This is a genomic window from Clostridium gelidum (genome assembly GCF_019977655.1).
GTDB classification, from domain to species: Bacteria; Bacillota; Clostridia; order Clostridiales; family Clostridiaceae; genus Clostridium; species Clostridium gelidum.
This window is the reverse complement of the sequence record NZ_AP024849.1, coordinates 1,601,106-1,622,182: the sequence shown is the minus strand read 5'-3', so window position 1 is coordinate 1,622,182 and position 21,077 is coordinate 1,601,106. Positions and strand designations below refer to the sequence as shown.

The 21,077-nt window shown below is 32.4% G+C and carries 13 protein-coding genes; 1 reads left to right on the top strand and 12 read right to left on the bottom strand.

What is annotated here, in order from left to right; genetic code table 11:
- Positions 1 to 5: 5 nt before the first annotated feature.
- The 6 genes from psyc5s11_RS07200 to psyc5s11_RS07175 form a co-directional block, all read right to left on the bottom strand.
- Positions 6 to 965, bottom strand: a complete 960-nt coding sequence (locus psyc5s11_RS07200) for an ABC transporter permease (RefSeq protein WP_224036934.1) — start codon at positions 963 to 965, stop codon at positions 6 to 8.
- Positions 966 to 1,207: 242 nt separating this feature from the next.
- The gene (locus psyc5s11_RS07195; RefSeq protein WP_224036933.1) at positions 1,208 to 2,881 is read right to left on the bottom strand and encodes a type 2 periplasmic-binding domain-containing protein; all 1,674 of its coding nucleotides are present in this window, start codon (positions 2,879 to 2,881) and stop codon (positions 1,208 to 1,210) included.
- A gap of 282 nt (positions 2,882 to 3,163) precedes the next feature.
- Complete coding sequence (locus psyc5s11_RS07190; RefSeq protein ID WP_224036932.1) at positions 3,164 to 5,509, bottom strand: glycoside hydrolase family 95 protein; 2,346 nt, start codon at positions 5,507 to 5,509, stop codon at positions 3,164 to 3,166.
- A gap of 119 nt (positions 5,510 to 5,628) precedes the next feature.
- Positions 5,629 to 6,711, bottom strand: coding sequence for an alpha/beta hydrolase (locus tag psyc5s11_RS07185; RefSeq protein ID WP_224036931.1), 1,083 nt, complete (start codon positions 6,709 to 6,711; stop codon positions 5,629 to 5,631).
- Between the two features lie 213 nt (positions 6,712 to 6,924).
- On the bottom strand, positions 6,925 to 8,433 hold the full coding sequence (locus psyc5s11_RS07180; RefSeq protein WP_224036930.1) for a GH39 family glycosyl hydrolase: 1,509 nt from the start codon (positions 8,431 to 8,433) through the stop codon (positions 6,925 to 6,927).
- A 41-nt stretch (positions 8,434 to 8,474) separates the two neighbouring features.
- Positions 8,475 to 10,292, bottom strand: coding sequence for a family 43 glycosylhydrolase (locus psyc5s11_RS07175; protein ID WP_224036929.1), 1,818 nt, complete (start codon positions 10,290 to 10,292; stop codon positions 8,475 to 8,477).
- 183 nt (positions 10,293 to 10,475) lie between these two features.
- Between psyc5s11_RS07175 and psyc5s11_RS07170 the strand changes: the two genes are divergently transcribed.
- Positions 10,476 to 11,255 (top strand): helix-turn-helix transcriptional regulator, encoded by a 780-nt coding sequence (locus tag psyc5s11_RS07170; protein ID WP_224036928.1) that lies wholly within the window; start codon positions 10,476 to 10,478, stop codon positions 11,253 to 11,255.
- Between the two features lie 12 nt (positions 11,256 to 11,267).
- On the opposite strand, the gene psyc5s11_RS07165 is transcribed toward psyc5s11_RS07170, so the two are convergent.
- The 6 genes from psyc5s11_RS07165 to psyc5s11_RS07140 all read right to left on the bottom strand — a co-directional run bounded on the left by psyc5s11_RS07165 (position 11,268) and on the right by psyc5s11_RS07140 (position 21,069).
- Positions 11,268 to 13,367, bottom strand: a complete 2,100-nt coding sequence (locus psyc5s11_RS07165) for an alpha-glucuronidase family glycosyl hydrolase (RefSeq protein ID WP_224036927.1) — start codon at positions 13,365 to 13,367, stop codon at positions 11,268 to 11,270.
- A gap of 85 nt (positions 13,368 to 13,452) precedes the next feature.
- Positions 13,453 to 14,916 (bottom strand): DUF5605 domain-containing protein, encoded by a 1,464-nt coding sequence (locus psyc5s11_RS07160; protein ID WP_311196417.1) that lies wholly within the window; start codon positions 14,914 to 14,916, stop codon positions 13,453 to 13,455.
- Between the two features lie 252 nt (positions 14,917 to 15,168).
- A complete protein-coding gene (locus psyc5s11_RS07155) occupies positions 15,169 to 16,791 on the bottom strand; it encodes a mannitol dehydrogenase family protein (protein WP_224036925.1) in 1,623 nt (540 codons plus the stop codon).
- A gap of 13 nt (positions 16,792 to 16,804) precedes the next feature.
- A complete protein-coding gene (gene uxuA, locus psyc5s11_RS07150) occupies positions 16,805 to 17,875 on the bottom strand; it encodes a mannonate dehydratase (protein WP_224036924.1) in 1,071 nt (356 codons plus the stop codon).
- 76 nt (positions 17,876 to 17,951) lie between these two features.
- Positions 17,952 to 19,715 (bottom strand): methyl-accepting chemotaxis protein, encoded by a 1,764-nt coding sequence (locus psyc5s11_RS07145; protein ID WP_224036923.1) that lies wholly within the window; start codon positions 19,713 to 19,715, stop codon positions 17,952 to 17,954.
- 373 nt (positions 19,716 to 20,088) lie between these two features.
- Positions 20,089 to 21,069, bottom strand: a complete 981-nt coding sequence (locus tag psyc5s11_RS07140; RefSeq protein WP_224036922.1) for a glycoside hydrolase family 43 protein — start codon at positions 21,067 to 21,069, stop codon at positions 20,089 to 20,091.
- Between the last annotated feature and the right edge of the window lie 8 nt (positions 21,070 to 21,077).

Sequence of the window (21,077 nt, the reverse complement as noted above, 5' to 3'; positions counted from 1 at the left end):
CTCCTTTAGAATAACCTTTCTTCTCCAACTGATTTTGCAAAACGATTTGCTATAAATATTAATACTATACTTATTAAACTTTTAAATATACCGGCTGCTGTAGCTAATGAATAATTACCTAAACTAATACCATATTTCAAAACAAAAATATCTATTGTTTGAGATACGTCTGAAATAAGACCATTTCCAAGTATATATTGAATTTCAAAACCTGCGTTTACAATATTTCCAATATTCATAATAAGTAATATAATTATTGTTGGTTTAATCCCTGGCAATGTAACATTTAACATTTTTTTGAATCTTCCAGCTCCATCTATTTCAGCTGCTTCATATAAATCTGGATTAATAGAGGTAATTGCTGAAAGATAAATTATACTTCCCCATCCTACTTCTTTCCAAACATTAGTTATTCCGACTATCCCCCAAAAGTATTTAGGATCTGCGAAGAAATTAATAGGTTGATTTATTAGATGTAATCCCATTAATATTTGATTTATAATACCTGGGTCTGGTGAAAGAATCATTTGTACAAGTCCTGTTACTATTATCCACGAAAGAAAGTGTGGAAGGTAAGATACTGTTTGTATAAATTTCTTAGCCAAGACTCTTCTTACTTCGTTTAGTAATAATGCAAAGCCAATTGAACAAATAAAGCTTAAGGTTAAATTAATTATGGCCATACACAGAGTATTTCTTAATACATTAAAAAAATTCGGATCAGTGAATAAAATTTTAAATTGGTCAAAACCACACCAGGTCTGATCAAATATACCTTTTGCTGGTTTAAACTTTTGAAATGCCATTAACCACCCAATAAGAGGTGCATAACAAAAAACTGCAACCCAGATTATAAATGGAATAGACATAATAATTAGAGTTTTCTGCTTCTTCATTTGTTCGATTATATTCTTTTTTGTTTTTATTTTTACATGTAATTTCGGATCTTCTACTCCTAGTTCCATATGAATTCTCCCTTTACTTATATTTTTATAAATTTTTAATAATAGGGTACCTAAAAAGATACCCTAATTGTTAGGCACATGAAATTAAATAACAATTCCAATTTGCTATGGATATTTTTCATCAGGCAAGGAGGCAAATTGCTCTCATAGTGGGACTATTAGGTCAATTTGCCGACACAGCATGATGGAAAATAAGCTAGCAAATAGACTTGTTATTTATTTGAATGTGCCTTATTTAATATTTAGTTCTTAAATTTCTCTACTCTTCTCTTTACTTCTTTAGTAAGAGCATCTTCATAGACCTTTAAATCTGCTTGCGTTGATAATGTTGATTGATATTCATTCCATGTTGAATCAAAGTCGCTTGTGCCAACCATAACAACCTTTGGAAGCCATTTCTTTTTAACTTCATCCATTTTTAACATTGCCATATTTTGTGGATCGTCAGCAGACCAAGAACCAGTTGCTGAGTAAATTGGAAACCAAGGCTCGTTCTTTTCTGCAGGAACATTGAGGAAGTCAGTCCACTTCTTATAACCATATCCACTTAAGACCTTCTTATCATTATCTGATAAAGTGGCTTCAAATTCACCTTGTTGTTGTTCTGGCCATATACAATTAATTCCATCATCAAAGTAACCTGTACCATATTGAGGAAAATAAGCGTATCTGCATTGATTAGCTTGCATCCAATCTTGATTTCTATAATTTTCTCTTTGCTCATCTGTCATATAAAATACACCTTTATCATCTACTTTATAATCCTTATCCTTTTCTCCCCACCATCTTAATGCTAATACATCATTAGATAATAAATCATTTATAACTTTTAACGCTCCGTCTACATCTTTACAGCTAGTTGTAATTCCAAGTCCACTTCCAGTATTAAAGGCTGGTTGAGTTCTATATTGTGGTTTTACATTAGGATCAAGTGTCAAACCTAATGGCACCCAAGTTTTTTCATCCATATGCTGTTGCTTTAATGCTTTTTCTGCATCTTCAAATTCCCACTGTTGATCAACCATTCCAAGAACTCTTCCTGTAGAAAGCTTTGATTTATATTGGTCATAAGATAATGTAAATGTTTCAGGATCTATAATTCCCTTATTATATTCTTCATTTAGCTTTTTGAAATATTTTTGTGCTTCTGGAATTGTATTATAGTTTTTAGCTGTAAGTGTTGCTTTATCTATAATTGCTTTTCCATCATTAGGATATCCAGCTACGAATTGAGGTGGATTTTCCAAACAGAAATATCTCCAGTCATCACATAAAATATCAAACCCTATAGTTGGTTGTCCATTTATTGTTGGATTAGCTGCTTTATATTTTTCAATTAAATCAAAATATTGATCAACAGTTTTTATTTGTGGATAATTAGCCCATTCTAAAACTGCTTTTTGAATCCAAAAAGCTTCATCCTTATGCTGTACTTGTGAATCTTTTCCTCTAGTCTTTCCAAACTGTTGTATATAATAAATATGTCCGTCAGGTTTTCTTAACTGTTCCCATTCATTAGCTGTTAAATAGTTTTTAATATTAGGATATTTGTCTATTTTATCTTCTAATGGAATAAGCGCACCAGCATCTACTAGTGCTTGTGTTCCTTCTCCTCCCTCAATAAAATCTGGATATTCACCTCCTGCGATCATTACCCCAATTCTTTCTTTAGCAGTCTGTCCTGTAAGCCATTGTTCATTTACTTTAGCTCCTATTTTTTCAGCTATTACATTTTTTAATCTATCGTTATCAGGAACTTCTTTTCCTGCAACTGCAAAAAATGCTGAAAATTCTTTTACTTTACCATTAGCTGATGTGCTACTTGCCTCTTGAGATTTGCTTCCACACCCTGTAAGGAGACTCAATCCCATAACTCCTGTTAAGAGCGTAGCTAAGATTAATTTGGTTTTTCTCATTTACTTTTTCCCCCTATTTTTTTGTTATTTAGTTGCACACTTTTTATATTGTGCATGTTGTGTTGTGTTTTGTCTCATTCTATCTTGTAAACGTTTGTGCTTACAAGATAAAGTTTATCACTGATACCGATTACCAACAACCTAACAAACTATATAAAAAACATCAAAAATTATAGATTTCTACTTTATTAGGTCCTATTCAAAAAATAACAATTCAATATACTAATCTATTTTGCATCTTAGAATTGTTATTTACTTTCATATACCTAGAATATGCCATAATTAAAATGTCTTAACCATTACATTATCTTTTATAGTAATTTTGAATTTTTCCCCAATACAAGTTTCAAATTTAAGTATTGAATTACTTTCACAATAACCAACTACAACATTGTTGTTTGGATGAAAAACTTCTAATGAACTTGTTGAGAATATTTTACAATCTAATCCTGCTTTTGAGGTTATCATAGCTTCAATTAATTGATTATTTTCCCATTTTATATCTACTTCAAAGCCACCTCTAGCACAAAGTCCCTTTACTTCACCTTTATTCCATGCCTTAGGTAAGGCTGGAAGTATGTTAATTTCTCCATTATGACTTTGCATAAACATTTCTGCTATAGCTGCAGTTGCTCCAAAGTTACCATCAATTTGGAATGGAGGGTGATTATCAAATAAATTTGGTAAAGTTGATTTACTCAAAAGAGCTTTAATATTTTCGTAAGCCAAATCTCCATCTTCCAATCTTGCCCACATATTAATTATCCAAGCTCTGCTCCAGCCTGTATGTCCTCCACCATGTGCAAGCCTTCTTTCAATCGTAGTTTTAGCTGCCTTAGAAAGTTCTGGTGTCCCTCTCATTGTTATTTGATTTGATGGATAAAGAGCAAAAAGTTGAGATATATGTCTGTGTCCTGGTTCTGCTTCTTCATAATCTTCAGCCCATTCTTGAATCTGCCCATATTTTCCTATGGTTAGTTTTGGAAGTCTATCTCTCATTTTGATTAATTTTCTTGAGAAATCACTATCAGTGGTCAATATCTTAGACGCATTTATGCAAGCGTTAAATAAATCATGTATTATTTGACTATCCATTGATGGGCCTATACATAAATTTCCTCTTTGTCCATTAGGTGATATATACGTATTTTCTGGTGATACTGATGGACATGTAACTAATCTTCCCTCTGAATCTTCTATTAAAAAATCAACAAAAAATTGTGCAGCTTCCTTTAAAGTTTCATAAGCCTTAATTAAAAAGTTCTTATCCAATGTAAATTCATAATGTTCCCATAAATGAAGACAAAGCCACGCTGCACCCATAGGCCATTGTGTTGCTGGCATATATAAATCTTGCGGTGCCGTATCTCCCCATATATCAGTATTATGATGGCATACAAACCCGCCGCATCCATACATTTTTTTTGCTGTTATTCTGCCAGATTCTTTCATTCTCTCTATATGTTCAAATAATGGAAAATGACATTCTGATAAATTACATACTTCTGCTGGCCAATAATTCATTTCAGTATTTATATTTATTGTAAATTTACTATCCCAAGCAGGCAACATATCCTTGTTCCATATACCTTGAAGAGTTGCTGGCAATTCACAATTTCTACTTGAACTAAGTAAAAGATAACGTCCAAATTGAAAATATAAACTTACAAGTCCTAAATCTTCTTTTCCTTCTTGCACCCTGCTTAATCTTTCATCTGTATACAAGGATTCTAACTTTTTATTATCTTCGCATAGCTTAATACTCATACGATTAAAATAACTTTGATATTCCTTTATATGATCATTACGTAACTCAAGATAGTTCTTTTCCGACGCATTTTTTATTGTTTTTATACACCAATCTTCTGGTTCTTCTTCCTTAAAATTAGTTGTTGCAGTTAAAAACAAGGTAACAGTATCAGCCTCTTCAACTATTAATTTATCTCCTACAATTTTAACTTCTCCCCCTTGAACTACTGCCTTTAATGCTGCTCTAAAGGATATTCCCCCTTTGCCTCCAGTGGTACCTCTCATTATTATAGTATCATTTCCTAAGACTGCTATTTGATCATAATTTTTACCTCTATCCATCCTTCCTATAAAGGTGATATTTTTAGGCTTGCTGCATTTCAAGTTTATTACCACTACTTTATCAGGGCAGCTAGTAAAGATTTCTCTAGTATAAAAAGAATCTCCTACATTATATTTAATATTGACTACTGCTTTTTCAATATCCAGATTTCTTTCATAATCTTTTACTTCGCCATTCTCAATTTTAAAATCAATAAATACATCACCTAACGTTTCATAATGCCTTTGTCCTTCTGGGGTTCCAGAGAGCGCTAAAATAGACAAATCTTCTGCAGCTTTTATGTTTCCATTAAACAAGTATTGCCTAATCTTATTTAGATTTTCCAAGGCATTAGGGTTATTTCTATCCCTTTTGCCTCCATACCATACAGATTCTTCATTTAATTGGATTTGTTCAGTTTTGACTCCTCCAAATACCATTCCCCCTAAGCTTCCATTTCCTATTGGGAGTGCTTTATGCCATTCCTCTTCTATAACCCCGCCATCTCTCCATAACTTCATTTGAGCTGGCTTGTTATACTTAAGTTTCATTTCCATATAAATTTCTCCTTAGAATATTTTTCTGTCTTTTTCTTCCCCAATATAGATTTTACTCTTTCTTGAAATATTCCTTTACTTATATAAATTTAATTTGATTTGATTTAAAGTATTTATATTCAATATGAATGGAGTGTCATTTTAACAACGTGTTGCTTTAAATGCCCTTCACTTTTTCCGAAAGACAAACGTATAAAATTATATGCACCATTGTTCCATACGTTAAAATCATGAAACCCACCTTCTATAAGTATCTGGTAATAATTGTCCAGATGATCTCCCACAGCCTCTATAATCCCGTCAATTGCTTTTGCATAGCCGTCTTGACTTGCTATTCCGTCCATGTCGCCACAGGTAATATAAAGTAAGCGCAGCCTGTGGCCACATGATGCTATACTAGCACCCAAAACCTTGCCATCGCTTGATGTAGGAGCATTTGAAAAGGCACCGACATAAGTGAACAGATCTTCCATACCAGGCGCTAGAACAGTCTTATCAAGTCCATTACTCCAACCGCCCTTTGTTCCTGTATATACTTTTGAATCGCATCTATAACCTCCAACGATTAAATTTAAAGATTGCATTCCGCCCATAGATAGACCTGCAATAGCCCTATGCATTCTGTTATATGCAATTCCTTTTGATGACTTATCTTTTATATCTACATATATATTATACTTTGATTCGATGAAGGGAATCAGATCATACCTTAGCTCATAATCAAAATAATAAAAACCGAGCATATTGGTTCCCTCTGAATTAAATGAATCATCTGTCCAATCGTATGCACTTCTGCCATCTGGAAATACGATGATCAACGGATTGATATCACCATTTGCAATAAGATTATCAAATATATTGCATATAACAAAATTTCCATCAACATTACCGCTTCCATCTAACCATTCATAACGATTTCCACCAACTCCATGAAGTAAATACAACACATTATATTGGGTATTCTTATCATCTTCGTTGTACCCTGATGGCAAATACACGTTACATTTCTTTATAATTGAGACTCCCTCAACTGTTTCTCTTCCAACTTCTTGAGAATTGATATTTTGATTTGTTACGAGTTGACGTGACTGGTTAATGTAGTTTTGGACACTGTATGAAACTTCAGTAATAGTACCCTGAAGTTCCTTAGCGACTGCCTTTTTATATTCAGCAGGCACAGATTTCACTTCAATATTCTTCATGTTTTATCCTTCATCCTTCATCCTTTCCCTTAATTTACTGTTAACATATAATTAATGATATATATTTTAATCAGGTAGTTCTATCATTTAGGTGCATAAAAAAATTATATACCAACAATGCAAAATATATTTTGTGCTATACTAATGAAGCAATTTACGCTAACAGTTGACCTATTAGCGTTATATTACTATAAAATTTGATATTTGAAAGCATTATTCCATCCCATAAAATTCTTCTTGTTTATATCCAAGGTAGGTATCTGTCTTATCACATACTGGAAATATTTCCAACATGCATAAGTGATTACACGGAATTTTCAGTTCTACTTTGTAATTTCCCTCTTGTTCAAACAACTTTGCATCCGTTTGAAGTGGCTCTGCTGAAGCCTGCAATATCGCTAATTGCTCCCCACTTAAGCTGCGTGGTTTTCCAAGATTGCTCCAAGTCTGCATTGGGTTTGCATGCGCTCCTCCCACTTCCTTTTTAACTAAAATGGCTTGTTCACCTATTGCAGGTAACGATAAAACATATGATTCATCGGGGGATTGTTTATTGTCTCGCATATCATGCCAATTCCATCCAATAATCACATATCTATCGTCATTTTTGGTAACAATTAAATGATCATCGCGGTAAAGCAGCTCTCTGCCAGCCTTGGAGAAAAATTCAAAAGCATAAAAAGTTGGCTTTTTTATTGAGTTCATGGAAATCAGACCAAATCCTCCATGAAATACTGATTTTGGAACATCCGCCTCCTCGAATACGTCACTGAATGTCCAATATGAATATGAATCTGCATATTCTCCAGCCTCACTAAGGATACGAGCTATATAAGCCGCATTAAAATCCGTATCATGAACTGGGCATAATGGGACATAAGAGCTGTTGAATTCTGTTATATGAAGTTGTATATTAGCGATGCGAGGATAATCTGACATAATCTGTCTTGTCTCTTTCAGTTCTTCAATCATATAAGTTGGATCGTTCATTGTATGATATATATAATGCCCACAGTTAGTCGTCTCATTGGCCGTGTAACAATGACGAGTAATAAAATCCAGTGGTGAATCTTTCTTAATACAGTGTTCAAAGAATGATTTCAGCCACTTTTCCGTTTCTACACCACAAATTGCCGGTCCTCCCACTTGCATTCGAGGATCAACTTTCTTAACAGCCGCTGCAGAATAATCATAAAGCATGAAATATTCTTCCATGGTACCTGCCCAAAACAAAATATTGGGTTCATTCCATACCTCAACTGGCCATGTTACTACTTCTTCCCTGCCATATCTCTCTATTAGATGATTTAATGTAACCGTAATAAGTTCTGCCCATTTTTCATATGATACTGGAGGAGTCACATTACCCTTCCAATAAAATACAGTCTTATCACCAGTTTTAAGCTTTTCAGGCATAAATCCAAGTTCTAGGAAGGGTTTGATTCCATTTTCCAGATAAGTGTCCATAATACGATCTAAATAAGTAAAATTATAAAAGGGATATGTTTTCCCATCCATCTCACATTCGCGATATATTCCTACATCATCACAAAATAATCCATGACCCCGGATATACTGGAAACGTATAGACTGTTGAACTAATTTTAAATGATCAATATATTCTTTTTGAAGTGCTAAGCCCATTCTCCCGGTACCAACACAATATGTTACGTTGTTTTTAAACGGCCTGCCTGAAGCAGGCACATTAATTTCTTTTGACATATTTAAATCCTCCTTGAAAAAAAGAATAATAATGCTATGCACTACTTCACGATAATATCTATAGTTACATTTGCTAACTCCTGATTCAAATCCTTATCTTCTGTCAAATCCAGTACTGGATAACCATCAATATCAAAATGAACACGGCGAAGTCCAGATGATCTAGATCCATCAATCCCTAGTCTTGCATGATAAGCATTCCATACAGTTCCGTCATCATCTATAACATATGAATTGTGACCAGGACCATATTCTCCCGATACGCTGCGAGAAGTAAGTAATGGATAGTTACTCTTCGTCCAACTAGCAGGATCTAACAAATCTGCATCTTTATCTGCACATAACAGTCCTACGACATACGTGGCATCTATCAATGCACTTGCAAAGGTTAAAAATAATTTTTCATCTCTAATCAAAACAAATGGTCCTTCATCTACAAAAACATTATTATTTGCCCAGCCATAATCTGGCTTAGAAAGAATCACTGGATCACTTATCAGCTTCCACGGCTCCTTTGGATCAACTTTTGCAATATAGAGCCATGCACCAAGATCCTCTGGAAGGAATTTACGCTGTGACCAAACAACATAATACTCTCCTTTCAATTCAAAGCAAGTCATGTCAAGAGATATGGTCTTTCCTGCTTCACATAAATAATTACCATCTTTCTTTACGACACGCTGAGGTCTTGACCAGTCTGCTGCAATCATTGGATTACCGCCTCTTCGTAACTTCATAACATGAGACTCTTCATAGAAAAACTCTCCTGTTGTTGCCCCATGAAATATATATAGGTCACCTTCAATAATATGAAACTCTGGTGCCCACAAAAGCCCTCCAATATCCTCATAAGTGCTGGAATCAAGTATCAATACTTCCTCAGCGCCTAATAAACCCGAAATATTATCAGCTTCCCTCATGTATAAGGTATGATTATTGTCCGCATCATTTGTAGCAATAAAATAGTACTTTCCATTCCATTTTCCTATACATGGATCTGCACTGCTCTCAACAATAGGAAATTCATAATGATCCTGATGTACTTTTCCTGCAATTTTATAAGTTCCTGGCTTATTCCAATCTATCTCTGCTACATTCCAATCTACATTTTTCATAGATGTTGTTCCGTCACTATAAATAGCCGTAGCCTTTACAGCTTTCAATTCATTTTCTGATGTAACACATACACTTTCAGTAACCTTGATTTTTTCATTAGTAGGAACCGTAAGTTTACAAATAAGGTGGTGTGCCACTTCCTGTGATATACTAATAATATTCCTTGGTACTATTCCCTCTATTTCTGCTTTAACAGGTTCTATAACAAAAGCTTCCACTTTTTCAGGAATCGAAGCACTATTGATACTCGTTATATCAGTAATAAAATTTTTATAGTAGTTCCCGTTTTCGTCACTCCAGCAAATAACATAAACTTTTTTATCGTCATCATACTGACAGTTGACATCACTTACATAAGTATTTCCTTTTAGATCAATTAAACCAATTTCCTTATACTGCAAAAGATCTGCTGAAGTAAATAAAAGAACTTTGCCTTTGCTCTGCTCATCATTTTCACCATCTGCCACTGTACGTACAGCAATAATGCCAAAAGTGCCATCTGCCAAATAAAAAATATAAGGATTTTTCAAGCTCTTTGAATTTAGAGTTCCATTATCGTTTTCTGTTGCCTTAGCGAATAAAACTCCGGAATTATGATTCAATTCATGAAATCTCACGCCCTCTTCGCTGTATGCAATATGCATACTATATGCCAGTTTTGTTGAATAAATTAAATTTTCCTGTGGTATTCTTGTATAACAAAGTACATAGTTTGAATCTTTTTTTACTTTAGATATAATCATATATTTCTTCCTCCTTCAGATTGATAATTTAAAATAAATATAAAAAAGTATGTATGTTGAATATTTATAAAAATTCATAGCATTTTTACTGTATTCTCAAGAAAATTATAAATTATTGACCTGTTTTAAACAATGATATATAATAATGTATAATTGATATATCCAAAGATTAGGAGGATAACTATGACAAATATTTTTTATGTAGGATGTGATGCTACACACACAAATGATTTTATTTTTGATATTCCTCTAGGCCATGACTGCTGGCTTCTAATTATAACTCAAACTCCTGCTCTTTTTTGGGTCAACGGTGAAGTCAAGGAATATCCGGCTCACAGTGCAATATTATACCATCCACATCAGAAAATATACTATCGCGCCTGTGCTGACAAATATATAAATGACTGGATACGTTTTGATTCTACTGAATCCTATGTTACTGAAACAACGCTTCCACTTGGCATTCCCTTTTCTTTGGATGACCCTGAATATTGCCACAAGATATTTCAGTTGCTTGGCACTGAGAACTCATTTAATAAAGATTATAAAGAATCATCAATAGACTATTTGTTACGAACCCTGTTTAATAAACTTTTAGAATCATGTTTCCATACTGGTATTACGCCCCAGTATTATAACCTTTTAACTCTTCGTACAGCAATTCACAATAATCCTAGTAATAATTGGACTGTTCCTAACATGGCAATTTTTATCCATATAAGCCAAGGCTATCTACAAACAATCTATAAAAGCACCTTTGGTATATCCTGCATGGATGATGTAATCGACAGCCGAATCCGCCTTGCCAAAGAATACCTGTTGCATCGCAATAGTACAATTGCTGAAGTAGCAATTCTGTGTGGATATAATAATGTTGAACACTTCTGCCGACAGTTCAAACAAGTGACAGGATATACTCCAGGTAAATTTCGCAATCATGCTGCCAATTCCTCTTCTGAATAGTCTCCTCCCTAATCAGTATATTCTTCGCCCCTTCTTGTCTTCAATTCCTGACATTCTATAAAAATAAGTATTAATCTGATCCCTCCAATCTCTAGCGCTATCGAACTGTATTTTTAAGCGTTCAAGAGTTTGTTCATATATACCTTTATCTACTTCCCCCTCTAATTCTTCCCATTTTGAAATAAATTCTTTTACTGCTTCAAATCCCTCAAAATGAGTGTCATAAATATGTTGAATTACAGTTTTTCCTGATTTTAATATATGATTATATGAAACATGATGGAAAAATAACAATAATTCATCTGGACATGTTTCTAAATTATTATATAAACTTTTTAATGGCTCATTATATTCTCCTGCATAACCTGTTCCGCTTTCTAAAGTACGATCAATTCCAATTCCTTTGTTGTCTGATCTATGATATGTCCCCCAAGGCGAAAATTCATAACCATCTACATCTGGTCCATAATGATGTCCTGGTGATACCATCCAGCCTATGCCCAGTGGCGATGTATATTTTTCATAAGTCTCCCAAGAATTCATTAATATTTCACTTACATTTTTCATTACTAATGGATTATTTCCCAAAGTAAGTTTAATCCATTCCGCTACAATTTGTTCACTACTAATATTACTATCCCATGCAAGACGTCCATATCCATAAAGGTTAGCTTGCGCTAAAAAATGACCTGTCCAGTTTTCATCATTTCCTACATTTACTATGGCTGCAATTCCATTTATTCTTTGTTCCACATTGTTATCAATATTATTAGCATATGTTGGAGTACTTAAAATATCCTTCCACCATGGTACTAAGAAACATACATGCTTTTGTTGACCTGTATATTCTTGTGTAATTTGTAATTCCATTAATTTATTTGTTTTGTCCATAGTTCCTAATAAAGGAGCAATTGGCTCTCTTACTTGAAAGTCCATAGGTCCATTTTTTATTTGTAAAAATACATTATCTAAAAACTGTCCATCTAAAGGTTCGAAACAATCAAATGCTGCTTTAGCTCTATCTATGGTATGATCTCTCCAATCTTGTCTGCAGTTATATACGAAGCATCTCCATATTAATATTCCACCATATGGTGAAATTGCACTTGCAAGCATATTTGCTCCATCTGCATGATTACGTCCATATGTAAATGGTCCTGGTCTTCCTTCTGAATCTGCTTTTACCATAAATCCACCTAAGTTTGGAATTACACTATATACATACTCAGCTTTTTTCTTCCACCATTTAATTACATCACTATCTAATGGATCTGCCGTTTGCAAATCTCCAAGTGTAATTGGTGAAGCAAAATTTATGCTAAGGTAAGTTTTTACTCCCCATCTTCCCATTATTTCACTGATTATTTTAACAATGCTTATTTTATCATCAATAAGGTAAGTTTCTTCTTTGTGCACATTGGTATTATTAATAATTATTCCATTAATACCTATCGAAGAAAGCATTCTTGCATAATCATTAATTCTTTCTAAATCAGATGCAACCGTATACTCATCATTAAAAGCTTTTCTTAATCCTTCATTAGTTGCTGCTATACCACCTATTGCATTCATAACTTCACTCATAATATCTTTATTACGGCAGCTTTCAAATAAAACAGAACTTCCTGCAAAACCACGTTCTACAGTTCCATCAATATTATCCCAATGATTTATTATTCTAATATTTTTCTTAGGATTATCTATTATTTCCTTGCTTTTAAAATCATAATTTTGCTCAAATAAACGTAATAAAGCAAATACTCCATAAAGTATCCCATTATCATCATTTGCACAAATACTAATACATTCTTTTTTATCATCTGTCTTTGAATATGTTATTTCATAACCTTCATTTATTAATTTATCATTTTGTTCTATATATAATTTAATGAACTTATCTCCAATAATTTCTTTTTCATCTTCACAAATATTTTGAATTTCTTTAACATCTTCTATTTTATCAAAAGCATTTTTAAGTTCATTTACTGCTGAATCTATAATTTCACTGTGATTTAAAACTAAAATATTATTAATATATTCCTTATAACAGCTTTTCTTAATTTCTCTATGGCTCAACCAATTCTGATACATATTGCTTTTTTTATTCACCATTTGAATTTATCTCCTTTTAATATCTTCTATACAATGTATTAAAGCCTCTTATCATTGCCGCTTAACTCTAAAAATGTTCTTTCCCTCAATTAACCTTAATCATCCTAACTGCAATATATTGCTTTCCTGGCATATCAATACTGAATTCTCCACTGTAGGTTCCTTCTAATTCTTTTATAGTCATATCCCAAGTATCTAAAATGTCAACTTTATATCTATTTCCTTGAGGCATATTAAAAGTTCTAAAGGCTGGCTGATTGAAGCTAAAATAAAATATATAATAATCTTCACCCACAACTCCACAAGTGACATCCCAATAAGGTGTTTTTATAGGACTAATTGCTCCTGGAGCACTTTCTATTATTTTTCTTAAGAATCCAATTCTTAAAGGACTTGTTCCATGTAATTCACCACCATGAGACCACCATAATATATCTTGCGGATGAACATAGGTTTCCCCATGGCCTACATAACCTCCCCTTATAACTCCTTCCCAAAACCTTCTTGTCATTTCCTGTCCTGTTATATTACCCCATCCGTGATTAATATTTCCTTCATAAGTACATTCATCTATGACTATAGGTTTTCCATACTGATTTCTCCACTCATTTGTATTCTCTGCGGTTTTAACAGTATCAGTACGCTGAATGCTGCAATGTGTAATCCAAGGTCTTCCATAATCATACATTTTCATACAGTTATGAATAGATCTTAAATGTTGATACGGATCATTTCTTTGAACTATTCGCGCTAATCTTTCCCAATCTTCCACATTCTTTTTTAGTTCACCATCAGAACCAAAAAATAGATCATACTCATTAGCCATTGACCACCAAATATTTCTAAAGTGTGCTAAACGTGAAACTATATATTTCAAATACTTTTTATCATTTTCTGCCCCCATATTACTAAAGCCCCATCTATCATAAGGATGGAAAAGAATTAAATCACACTCTATTCCAATCTCCTGTAAATCAAGTATTCTCCTTTCAAGATGTCTAAAAAATTCTGGTATAAACTTTGTAAAATCGAAGCCGCTTTCTAAAGATCCTTCATATGGATATAAAGGTGGTTCATTATGATTGTAATCATAATGCTTTGGAAATACACACATACGCACTTTATTAAATGGAGAAGTCTTTAACGTTTCTAGAGTTTTCTCCTGAAGTTCTATGGATTGATGTATCCATGCATAACAGGTTGTCCCAAAAGAATAATGGGGTGTTCTGTCAGCATACTCAAAGTGAAACTGATTTTTAACTCTCACTGGTCCGTGGTTATTACTAGAAGGTTCTACACATTCAAAACTTCCTGTAAGTTTATTTAAATCTTCTCTGTTACTTTTAGTAACAAAAGTCCACTTTCCTAGTAGTTCAGGCATAAATCTAACCTTATATATTCCTTCTCCATCATAGAAACCATTAACCTCCACTAAACTATCTTCATGCTTGAAAACTGCAGTTAATTCAACTTCTAGAAATAGATTACCTTCATCTGGACCTTTGAAACTCGACTCGTAAAATCCCCATTGTTCTATCAAATTACTCATTACCATTCTCCTACTTTAAAAATAAATATTATATATCTTTTCACTTTAAGCACATTCAAAAAATAACTAGTCCATTTGTCTCCTTATCTGATGAAAAATATTCTTGACAATTTTGGACTTGTTATTTTCTTTCATATACCTTATTATTATAAAAAAGTGAGTGTTTAACATTTTATAAGGCATAATTGCCTTATTTTTTTATATACCTCAATTAACCACTACTTAAATTCTTTAATACTATAGGAATACAATTTAGCTATTATGCAAATAATTCTTCAAAGTTGCTCTAACTGCACCCTTAGCATCTACCATCTCTTCAAAATATGTTTCTATTAACTTACCTAAGTCAACTTCATATAAATTAACTCCAAAAATTTTTTCATTTGAAAGAATTGGGTTTAATTGCTCATGAAATGGTCCTTTTTGTCCTAATTCAACCCCTTGAAGATGTTCCTTAAGCATAGATAACATTGGATCTGGACTTATTACAAATTTCTCACCATTATCATCAACACCTAATAGATATCTACACCAGCCTGCTATAACTAAAGGAATGAATTTTAAGTCACTTACCTCTAATTCTGGACTATTCATATATTCCTTAATTGTTTCTCCAAAACGAATAGACATTTTTTGTGAAGTATCTGTCGCAATTCTTTGAGGTGTATCTGGCATAAAAGGATTTGGTATTCTCTTAGTTAATACTTCATCTATAAAGTCCTTTGGATTTATAATGCCTGGATTTACTACTACAGGAAGACCTTCAACATATCCTATCTTTTCTACTAAAGCTTTTAACTCTGAATCTCTCATTTCTTTATAAATTTCAGTATAAGATAATAAACATCCAAATACAGCTAATGCTGTATGTAATGGATTTAAACATGTACATACTTTCATCTTTTCTACACAATCAACTGTATGCTTATCTGTAAATTTAACACCTGCATCTTCAAGGCATGGTCTACCATTTGGAAATGCATCTTCAATTACTAAATATTCTGTTTCTTCTGCATTTGTAAATGAAGCAACATAAGTATTCTTATTAGTTATTATGGGTTCTACATCTGAAAACCCGCTTTTTATAAGCATATCTTTAACGCTATCATCTGGTCTTGGTGTAATTTTATCAATCATACTCCAAGGAAATGAAACACTACTAGGGTTGTTAACATAATCCATAAATCCACTTTCTACTTTTCCATTATCCACCCATTGTTTTGCAAATGTGCTGACTGCATTGTATAATTTTGTTCCATTATGAGAGCAATTATCCATGCTCACTAATGCAATTGGTTTTTTACCATTTATATATCTTTCATAACATAAAGTAGCTAGCTTTCCCATATAACTTTTAGGTTTATTAGGCCCATTATTAAAATCTTCTATAACTCGCGGAACAAACTTTTCATCTTTATCAACAAGACTATATCCTTTTTCTGTAATAGTGAAACTTACTATTTGCAATGAAGGACTTCTAAAAATCTCTTTTAATCTTTCAAAATCTTTTGTATTATCACTATCAACTGTAAGCGATTCTACAATGCTCCCAATTACAGTTTTCTCAATTGTTCCATTAGCTTTTAGTATCACCATTAAACTCAAATCATCATGAATATTATTTATTTTTTCAATAATCTCATAATCATAACCCTCTGCTACAATAATTCCTTTATCTGCTTTTCCTTCATTTAAAAGTGTTTGCTGCAAAGCAGCTGGAAATGATCTAAAAATATTACCTGCTCCAAAATGAATCCATGTAGGATTATCTTTTGTTGCATTAGTCACTGCTTCTCTATCAAACTTTGGTAATATAAAATTTTCTTTTTCCCATTGTTTTTCTTGTACAATTCCTTTAATATTTAATTCCAACATTTTTTTAACCTACCTATCTTAAAATTGATTTTTGCAAACTTTCCCAAATTCCATTTAAATAAGTTACTCCAAGAGCCCTATCATAAAGCCCATATCCTGGCATTGAAACTTCTCCCCAAATTGCTCTTCCATGGTCTGGTCTTGTAATTCCATCAAATCCAATCTCATATAAGGCTTTCATAATCTCATACATATCTAATGAACCATCTGAAGATAAATGTGCAGCTTCATCAAATCTTCCTGATCCCAAATGCTTAATATTGCGAACGTGTGCAAAATGGATTTTGCCTTTTAAAGATCTAATAATATCCGGAATATCATTATTCATATTTGATCCTAATGATCCTGTACATAATGTTACTCCATTACAAGGACTATCTACCATAGTTACTAATTTTAATAAATTTTCTTTGTTTGTCATAATTCTTGGTAGTCCAAATACTGGCCAAGCTGGATCATCTGGGTGTATTGCCATTTTAATATTATATTTTTCACAAGTTGGCATGATTGCTTCTAAAAAATATCTTAAATTATCAAATAATTTTTCATTATCCACATCTTTATATAATTCAAATAATTCTTTAATTTTAGCCATACGTTCTGGTTCCCACCCTGGTAATACAAATCCATTAGATTTTGAATCCATAGCTGATAATAAATTTTCAGGATTTATTTTGTCAATCATATCTTGATCGTATGATAAAACTGTTGATCCATCTGGTCTTACTTTAGCAAGGTCAGATCTTGTCCAATCAAATACTGGCATAAAATTATAACAGACAACATCAATTCCCTCTTGTCCTAGCCTCTCTAAAGTTGTAATATAATTATCAATATATTTATCTCTATCCGGTGTCCCTATCTTAATTGAATCATGAATATTAACGCTTTCTATTCCTGCTACTCTAAGACCAACTGCTTCAACTTCTGCCTTCATATCTTTAATTCTATCTAGTGGCCACACATCACCTGGCAATGTATCATACAAAGTAGTAACAACACCTGTTACCCCAGGAATTTGTCTAATTTGTTCTAATGTTACTGTATCTACATCCTTACCAAACCATCTTAAAGTCATTTCCATAAATATTTCCTCTTTTCATTTCATATTTGTACATATCTTAAATTAATAAATTTTAATACTACCTTATTTCAATTTTTTATATTTTAAATCCAGCAATTAATTCATTAAGCTTTTGTGTAAGCATAGCTTGATTTTCAGCGGTGGCTGCAATTTCTTGCATACTTGCTGTTGTTTCTGTTATACCATCTAATATTTCTGTTGAATTCTGTGTTGATTTTTCTGAATTAGATGCCATAGTATCAACCATTGCATTAATTTCTTGAACTGATGCTGTTAATTGTTCTGACATTGCAGCAATATTTTCTGATATTTTACTGATTTCTTCGGCATTATCGTAATAATATTCACCAGACGATATAAATTCACTAAACTGCTTTATTACATCTGTATTTACAAAATTTAATACTTCATTACTGTTATCAGAAAGTTTTCTAAATGCATTTTGAACTTTAGAAACAGTACTTTGGATTGATGTAGCTGAAGTAGCTGATTGCATTGCAAGCTTTTTAACTTCTTCTGAAACTACGGCAAAGCCTCTTCCTTGCTCCCCTGCTCTAGCAGCTTCTATAGCTGCATTTAATGCTAATAAATTTGTTTCTTCTGCTATTGAAGATATTGCATCTACCATAGTGAAAATTTCTTTTACTATGGTACCTTCTTTAATAGCACTTAAAATCTCTTTTTCTCTTTCTTTATATATATTTTGTGTGCTTTTTAATGCTGTATTGGTTTCAGTTTTTAATTTTAGTGATTTATCTTTAAAGCTTGTGGATATACCACTTCCATCAGTTGATTTTCTAGATAATTCGCTAATACTTGCATTAATTTCTTTCATTGACTCATTTACTTGTTTAGCAGATTCCATTGATTCATTCATATTATTAACAATTTCTTTAGTTGAGCTATTTATACTTACAACTCTATTGGTTACTTCTTGAGTTACAGCTGATAATTCTTCTGTAGAAGCAGTTAATTCCATGGTTTGTCCGCTTATATTTTTAATCAGATTTTTAACATTGTTTTGTGCTTCATTTAACGACTTAGCCGTTTGGCCAAATTCATTTTTACTAGTTATATTAATATTTTCCGAAAAATTATATTTTGCTAATCTTTCAGCTAATTCTTTTATTTTAGTTAATGGTTTTGTAACATTTAAAGAAACCTTAACTGCTATAATTATTGATAAGGTTATCAATACAACAAGTGAAGATATTAATGTAATAATAGTTTTAACTAAGTTCCCATTTAATTCGGCAGTTTTTGTAGCAACTTCTGAATCTATATTATCCACATAATTGCCAGTATTTACTATCCAATCAAAAGGTTTAAATAATACTGAATATGCCCTTTTAGGTGCCACTTCCCCATTTGGTTTTGGAAATTCAAAATTCGTAAATCCACTACCATCTTTAATGACAATGCTTATTATATTTGCTTTAAAATTGGTTGCATCTCCCATTGTTTCACTGATAGTTTTTGTATCTGCCTTTGATGCTTGCGAACCTTCTGCTAATTTAGAGTCCACGTTATCTATCCAAAAGTATCCGTTTTCATCATATTTCAAATTTTTAATAATAGCTCTAGCTTGCTTTTTAGCTTCTTCTTCAGTTAATTTCCCCTCAACTTGCATATTATATATTCCATTTAATAATCCTATTACATTATTAACTTGATTTTTAATATTGTCATCATACCCTTGTCTAAGAGTAGTTTCATATTGATTAATTGATTGTAGATTACTTTTTCTTAGTTCAGTAATAGATATGATACTAAGTAATAATGTAGCAACCCCTACAATTAATACATTCATAAGTATTATTGTACTTTTTAATTTTTTCATAAAATTCCCTCCAATTACCCCATTTGTTTATGAATATTTTATATTACGCTAAAATATATGAATTAACATATTATTTTCTTCACCCATATTATAAACTTAATTATCAAAATTAAAACATCTATAATTATAGTTTTTATATAAATAATTATAGGATTTTAAATTACAAATTTATAAATCTCCCGTATGTAAACTCCTCCAAGTATTTTTATTAAAGTTGATTTTCTAGCACGGTTTTATCCTAATAAATCACCTTTTTCACCTTTTTCTTTCTTAATGTTTTGTTTTCGAACTCACGTTAATTATAGATAAATTAAAAGGCAGATAACCTTTTATATCTGCCTTTCAAAATACATTTTTTAAATTATGTTTTGAATTATTTAGGTAATTCTACAGTTTGAATAGTACCATTATCATTATATTTTAATTCAGTGTATTTTACACAACGTTTGTTGTCAGCCCCACCAGATAAAGAGCTATCATGATAGAATAAGTACCATTTGTCTTGGAATTGAACTATTGAATGATGAGTAGTCCAACCTATTACAGGATTAAGTATTTTACCTTTAAAAGTATACGGACCTTTTGGATTTTTACTCATAGCATACACAATACAATGAGTAGTACCAGTAGAATATGAAAGATAATAATATCCATTGTACTTATGAACCCATGGACCTTCAAAATATCTTCTTTCTTCATCACCAGCTAGTATGGGATTGCCCTCTTCATCAACAATTAATATTTCTTCAGGAGCTTCTTTAAAAGTAAACATATCATCATTTAATTCAGCTACTCTTGGTCCTATAGCAGGTGCTGTCGCAGCAGGTCCTTCACCATCTGAATTAAAAGTACCAGTTTGCCATTTTTCTAATTGTCCTCCCCAAAGGCCGCCAAAATAAACATAAGATCTATTGTTATCATCAACTAAAACAGCAGGATCAATACTATAGCTGCCATTGATATAATTTTCTTGAGCTTTGAATGGACCAGCAGGATTAGAACTAGTAGCTACTCCAAGCCTAAATATATCATCTTTATCTCTTGCTGGAAAAAATAGGTAGTACATGCCATTTTTATAAGCAGCATCTGGAGCCCATAATTGCTTACTTGCCCATGGAATATCTTTTAAGTGAAGTGCTTCTCCGTGATCGACACAATGCGAATTCATATCATCAAGAGATAGAATGTGATAATCCTCCATGTTATATTGGTCACCGTTATCGTTTGAAACCTGAATTTCATCAAGATCGTGAGAAGGGTAAATATAAACTTTGCCCTCAAATACGTGAGCAGATGCATCTGCAGTGTAAATATGAGTTACTAAAGGTTCATTTGGTTTTGTAATATTTTTCATATAATTCT

Coding starts and splice junctions, on each gene's coding strand:
- psyc5s11_RS07200 (WP_224036934.1), bottom strand. CDS start 965: ATGGAACTAGGAGTAGAAGATCCGAAATTACATGTAAAAATAAAAACA.
- psyc5s11_RS07195 (WP_224036933.1), bottom strand. CDS start 2,881: ATGAGAAAAACCAAATTAATCTTAGCTACGCTCTTAACAGGAGTTATG.
- psyc5s11_RS07190 (WP_224036932.1), bottom strand. CDS start 5,509: ATGGAAATGAAACTTAAGTATAACAAGCCAGCTCAAATGAAGTTATGG.
- psyc5s11_RS07185 (WP_224036931.1), bottom strand. CDS start 6,711: ATGAAGAATATTGAAGTGAAATCTGTGCCTGCTGAATATAAAAAGGCA.
- psyc5s11_RS07180 (WP_224036930.1), bottom strand. CDS start 8,433: ATGTCAAAAGAAATTAATGTGCCTGCTTCAGGCAGGCCGTTTAAAAAC.
- psyc5s11_RS07175 (WP_224036929.1), bottom strand. CDS start 10,292: ATGATTATATCTAAAGTAAAAAAAGATTCAAACTATGTACTTTGTTAT.
- psyc5s11_RS07170 (WP_224036928.1), top strand. CDS start 10,476: ATGACAAATATTTTTTATGTAGGATGTGATGCTACACACACAAATGAT.
- psyc5s11_RS07165 (WP_224036927.1), bottom strand. CDS start 13,367: ATGGTGAATAAAAAAAGCAATATGTATCAGAATTGGTTGAGCCATAGA.
- psyc5s11_RS07160 (WP_311196417.1), bottom strand. CDS start 14,916: ATGAGTAATTTGATAGAACAATGGGGATTTTACGAGTCGAGTTTCAAA.
- psyc5s11_RS07155 (WP_224036925.1), bottom strand. CDS start 16,791: ATGTTGGAATTAAATATTAAAGGAATTGTACAAGAAAAACAATGGGAA.
- uxuA (WP_224036924.1), bottom strand. CDS start 17,875: ATGGAAATGACTTTAAGATGGTTTGGTAAGGATGTAGATACAGTAACA.
- psyc5s11_RS07145 (WP_224036923.1), bottom strand. CDS start 19,715: ATGAAAAAATTAAAAAGTACAATAATACTTATGAATGTATTAATTGTA.
- psyc5s11_RS07140 (WP_224036922.1), bottom strand. CDS start 21,069: ATGAAAAATATTACAAAACCAAATGAACCTTTAGTAACTCATATTTAC.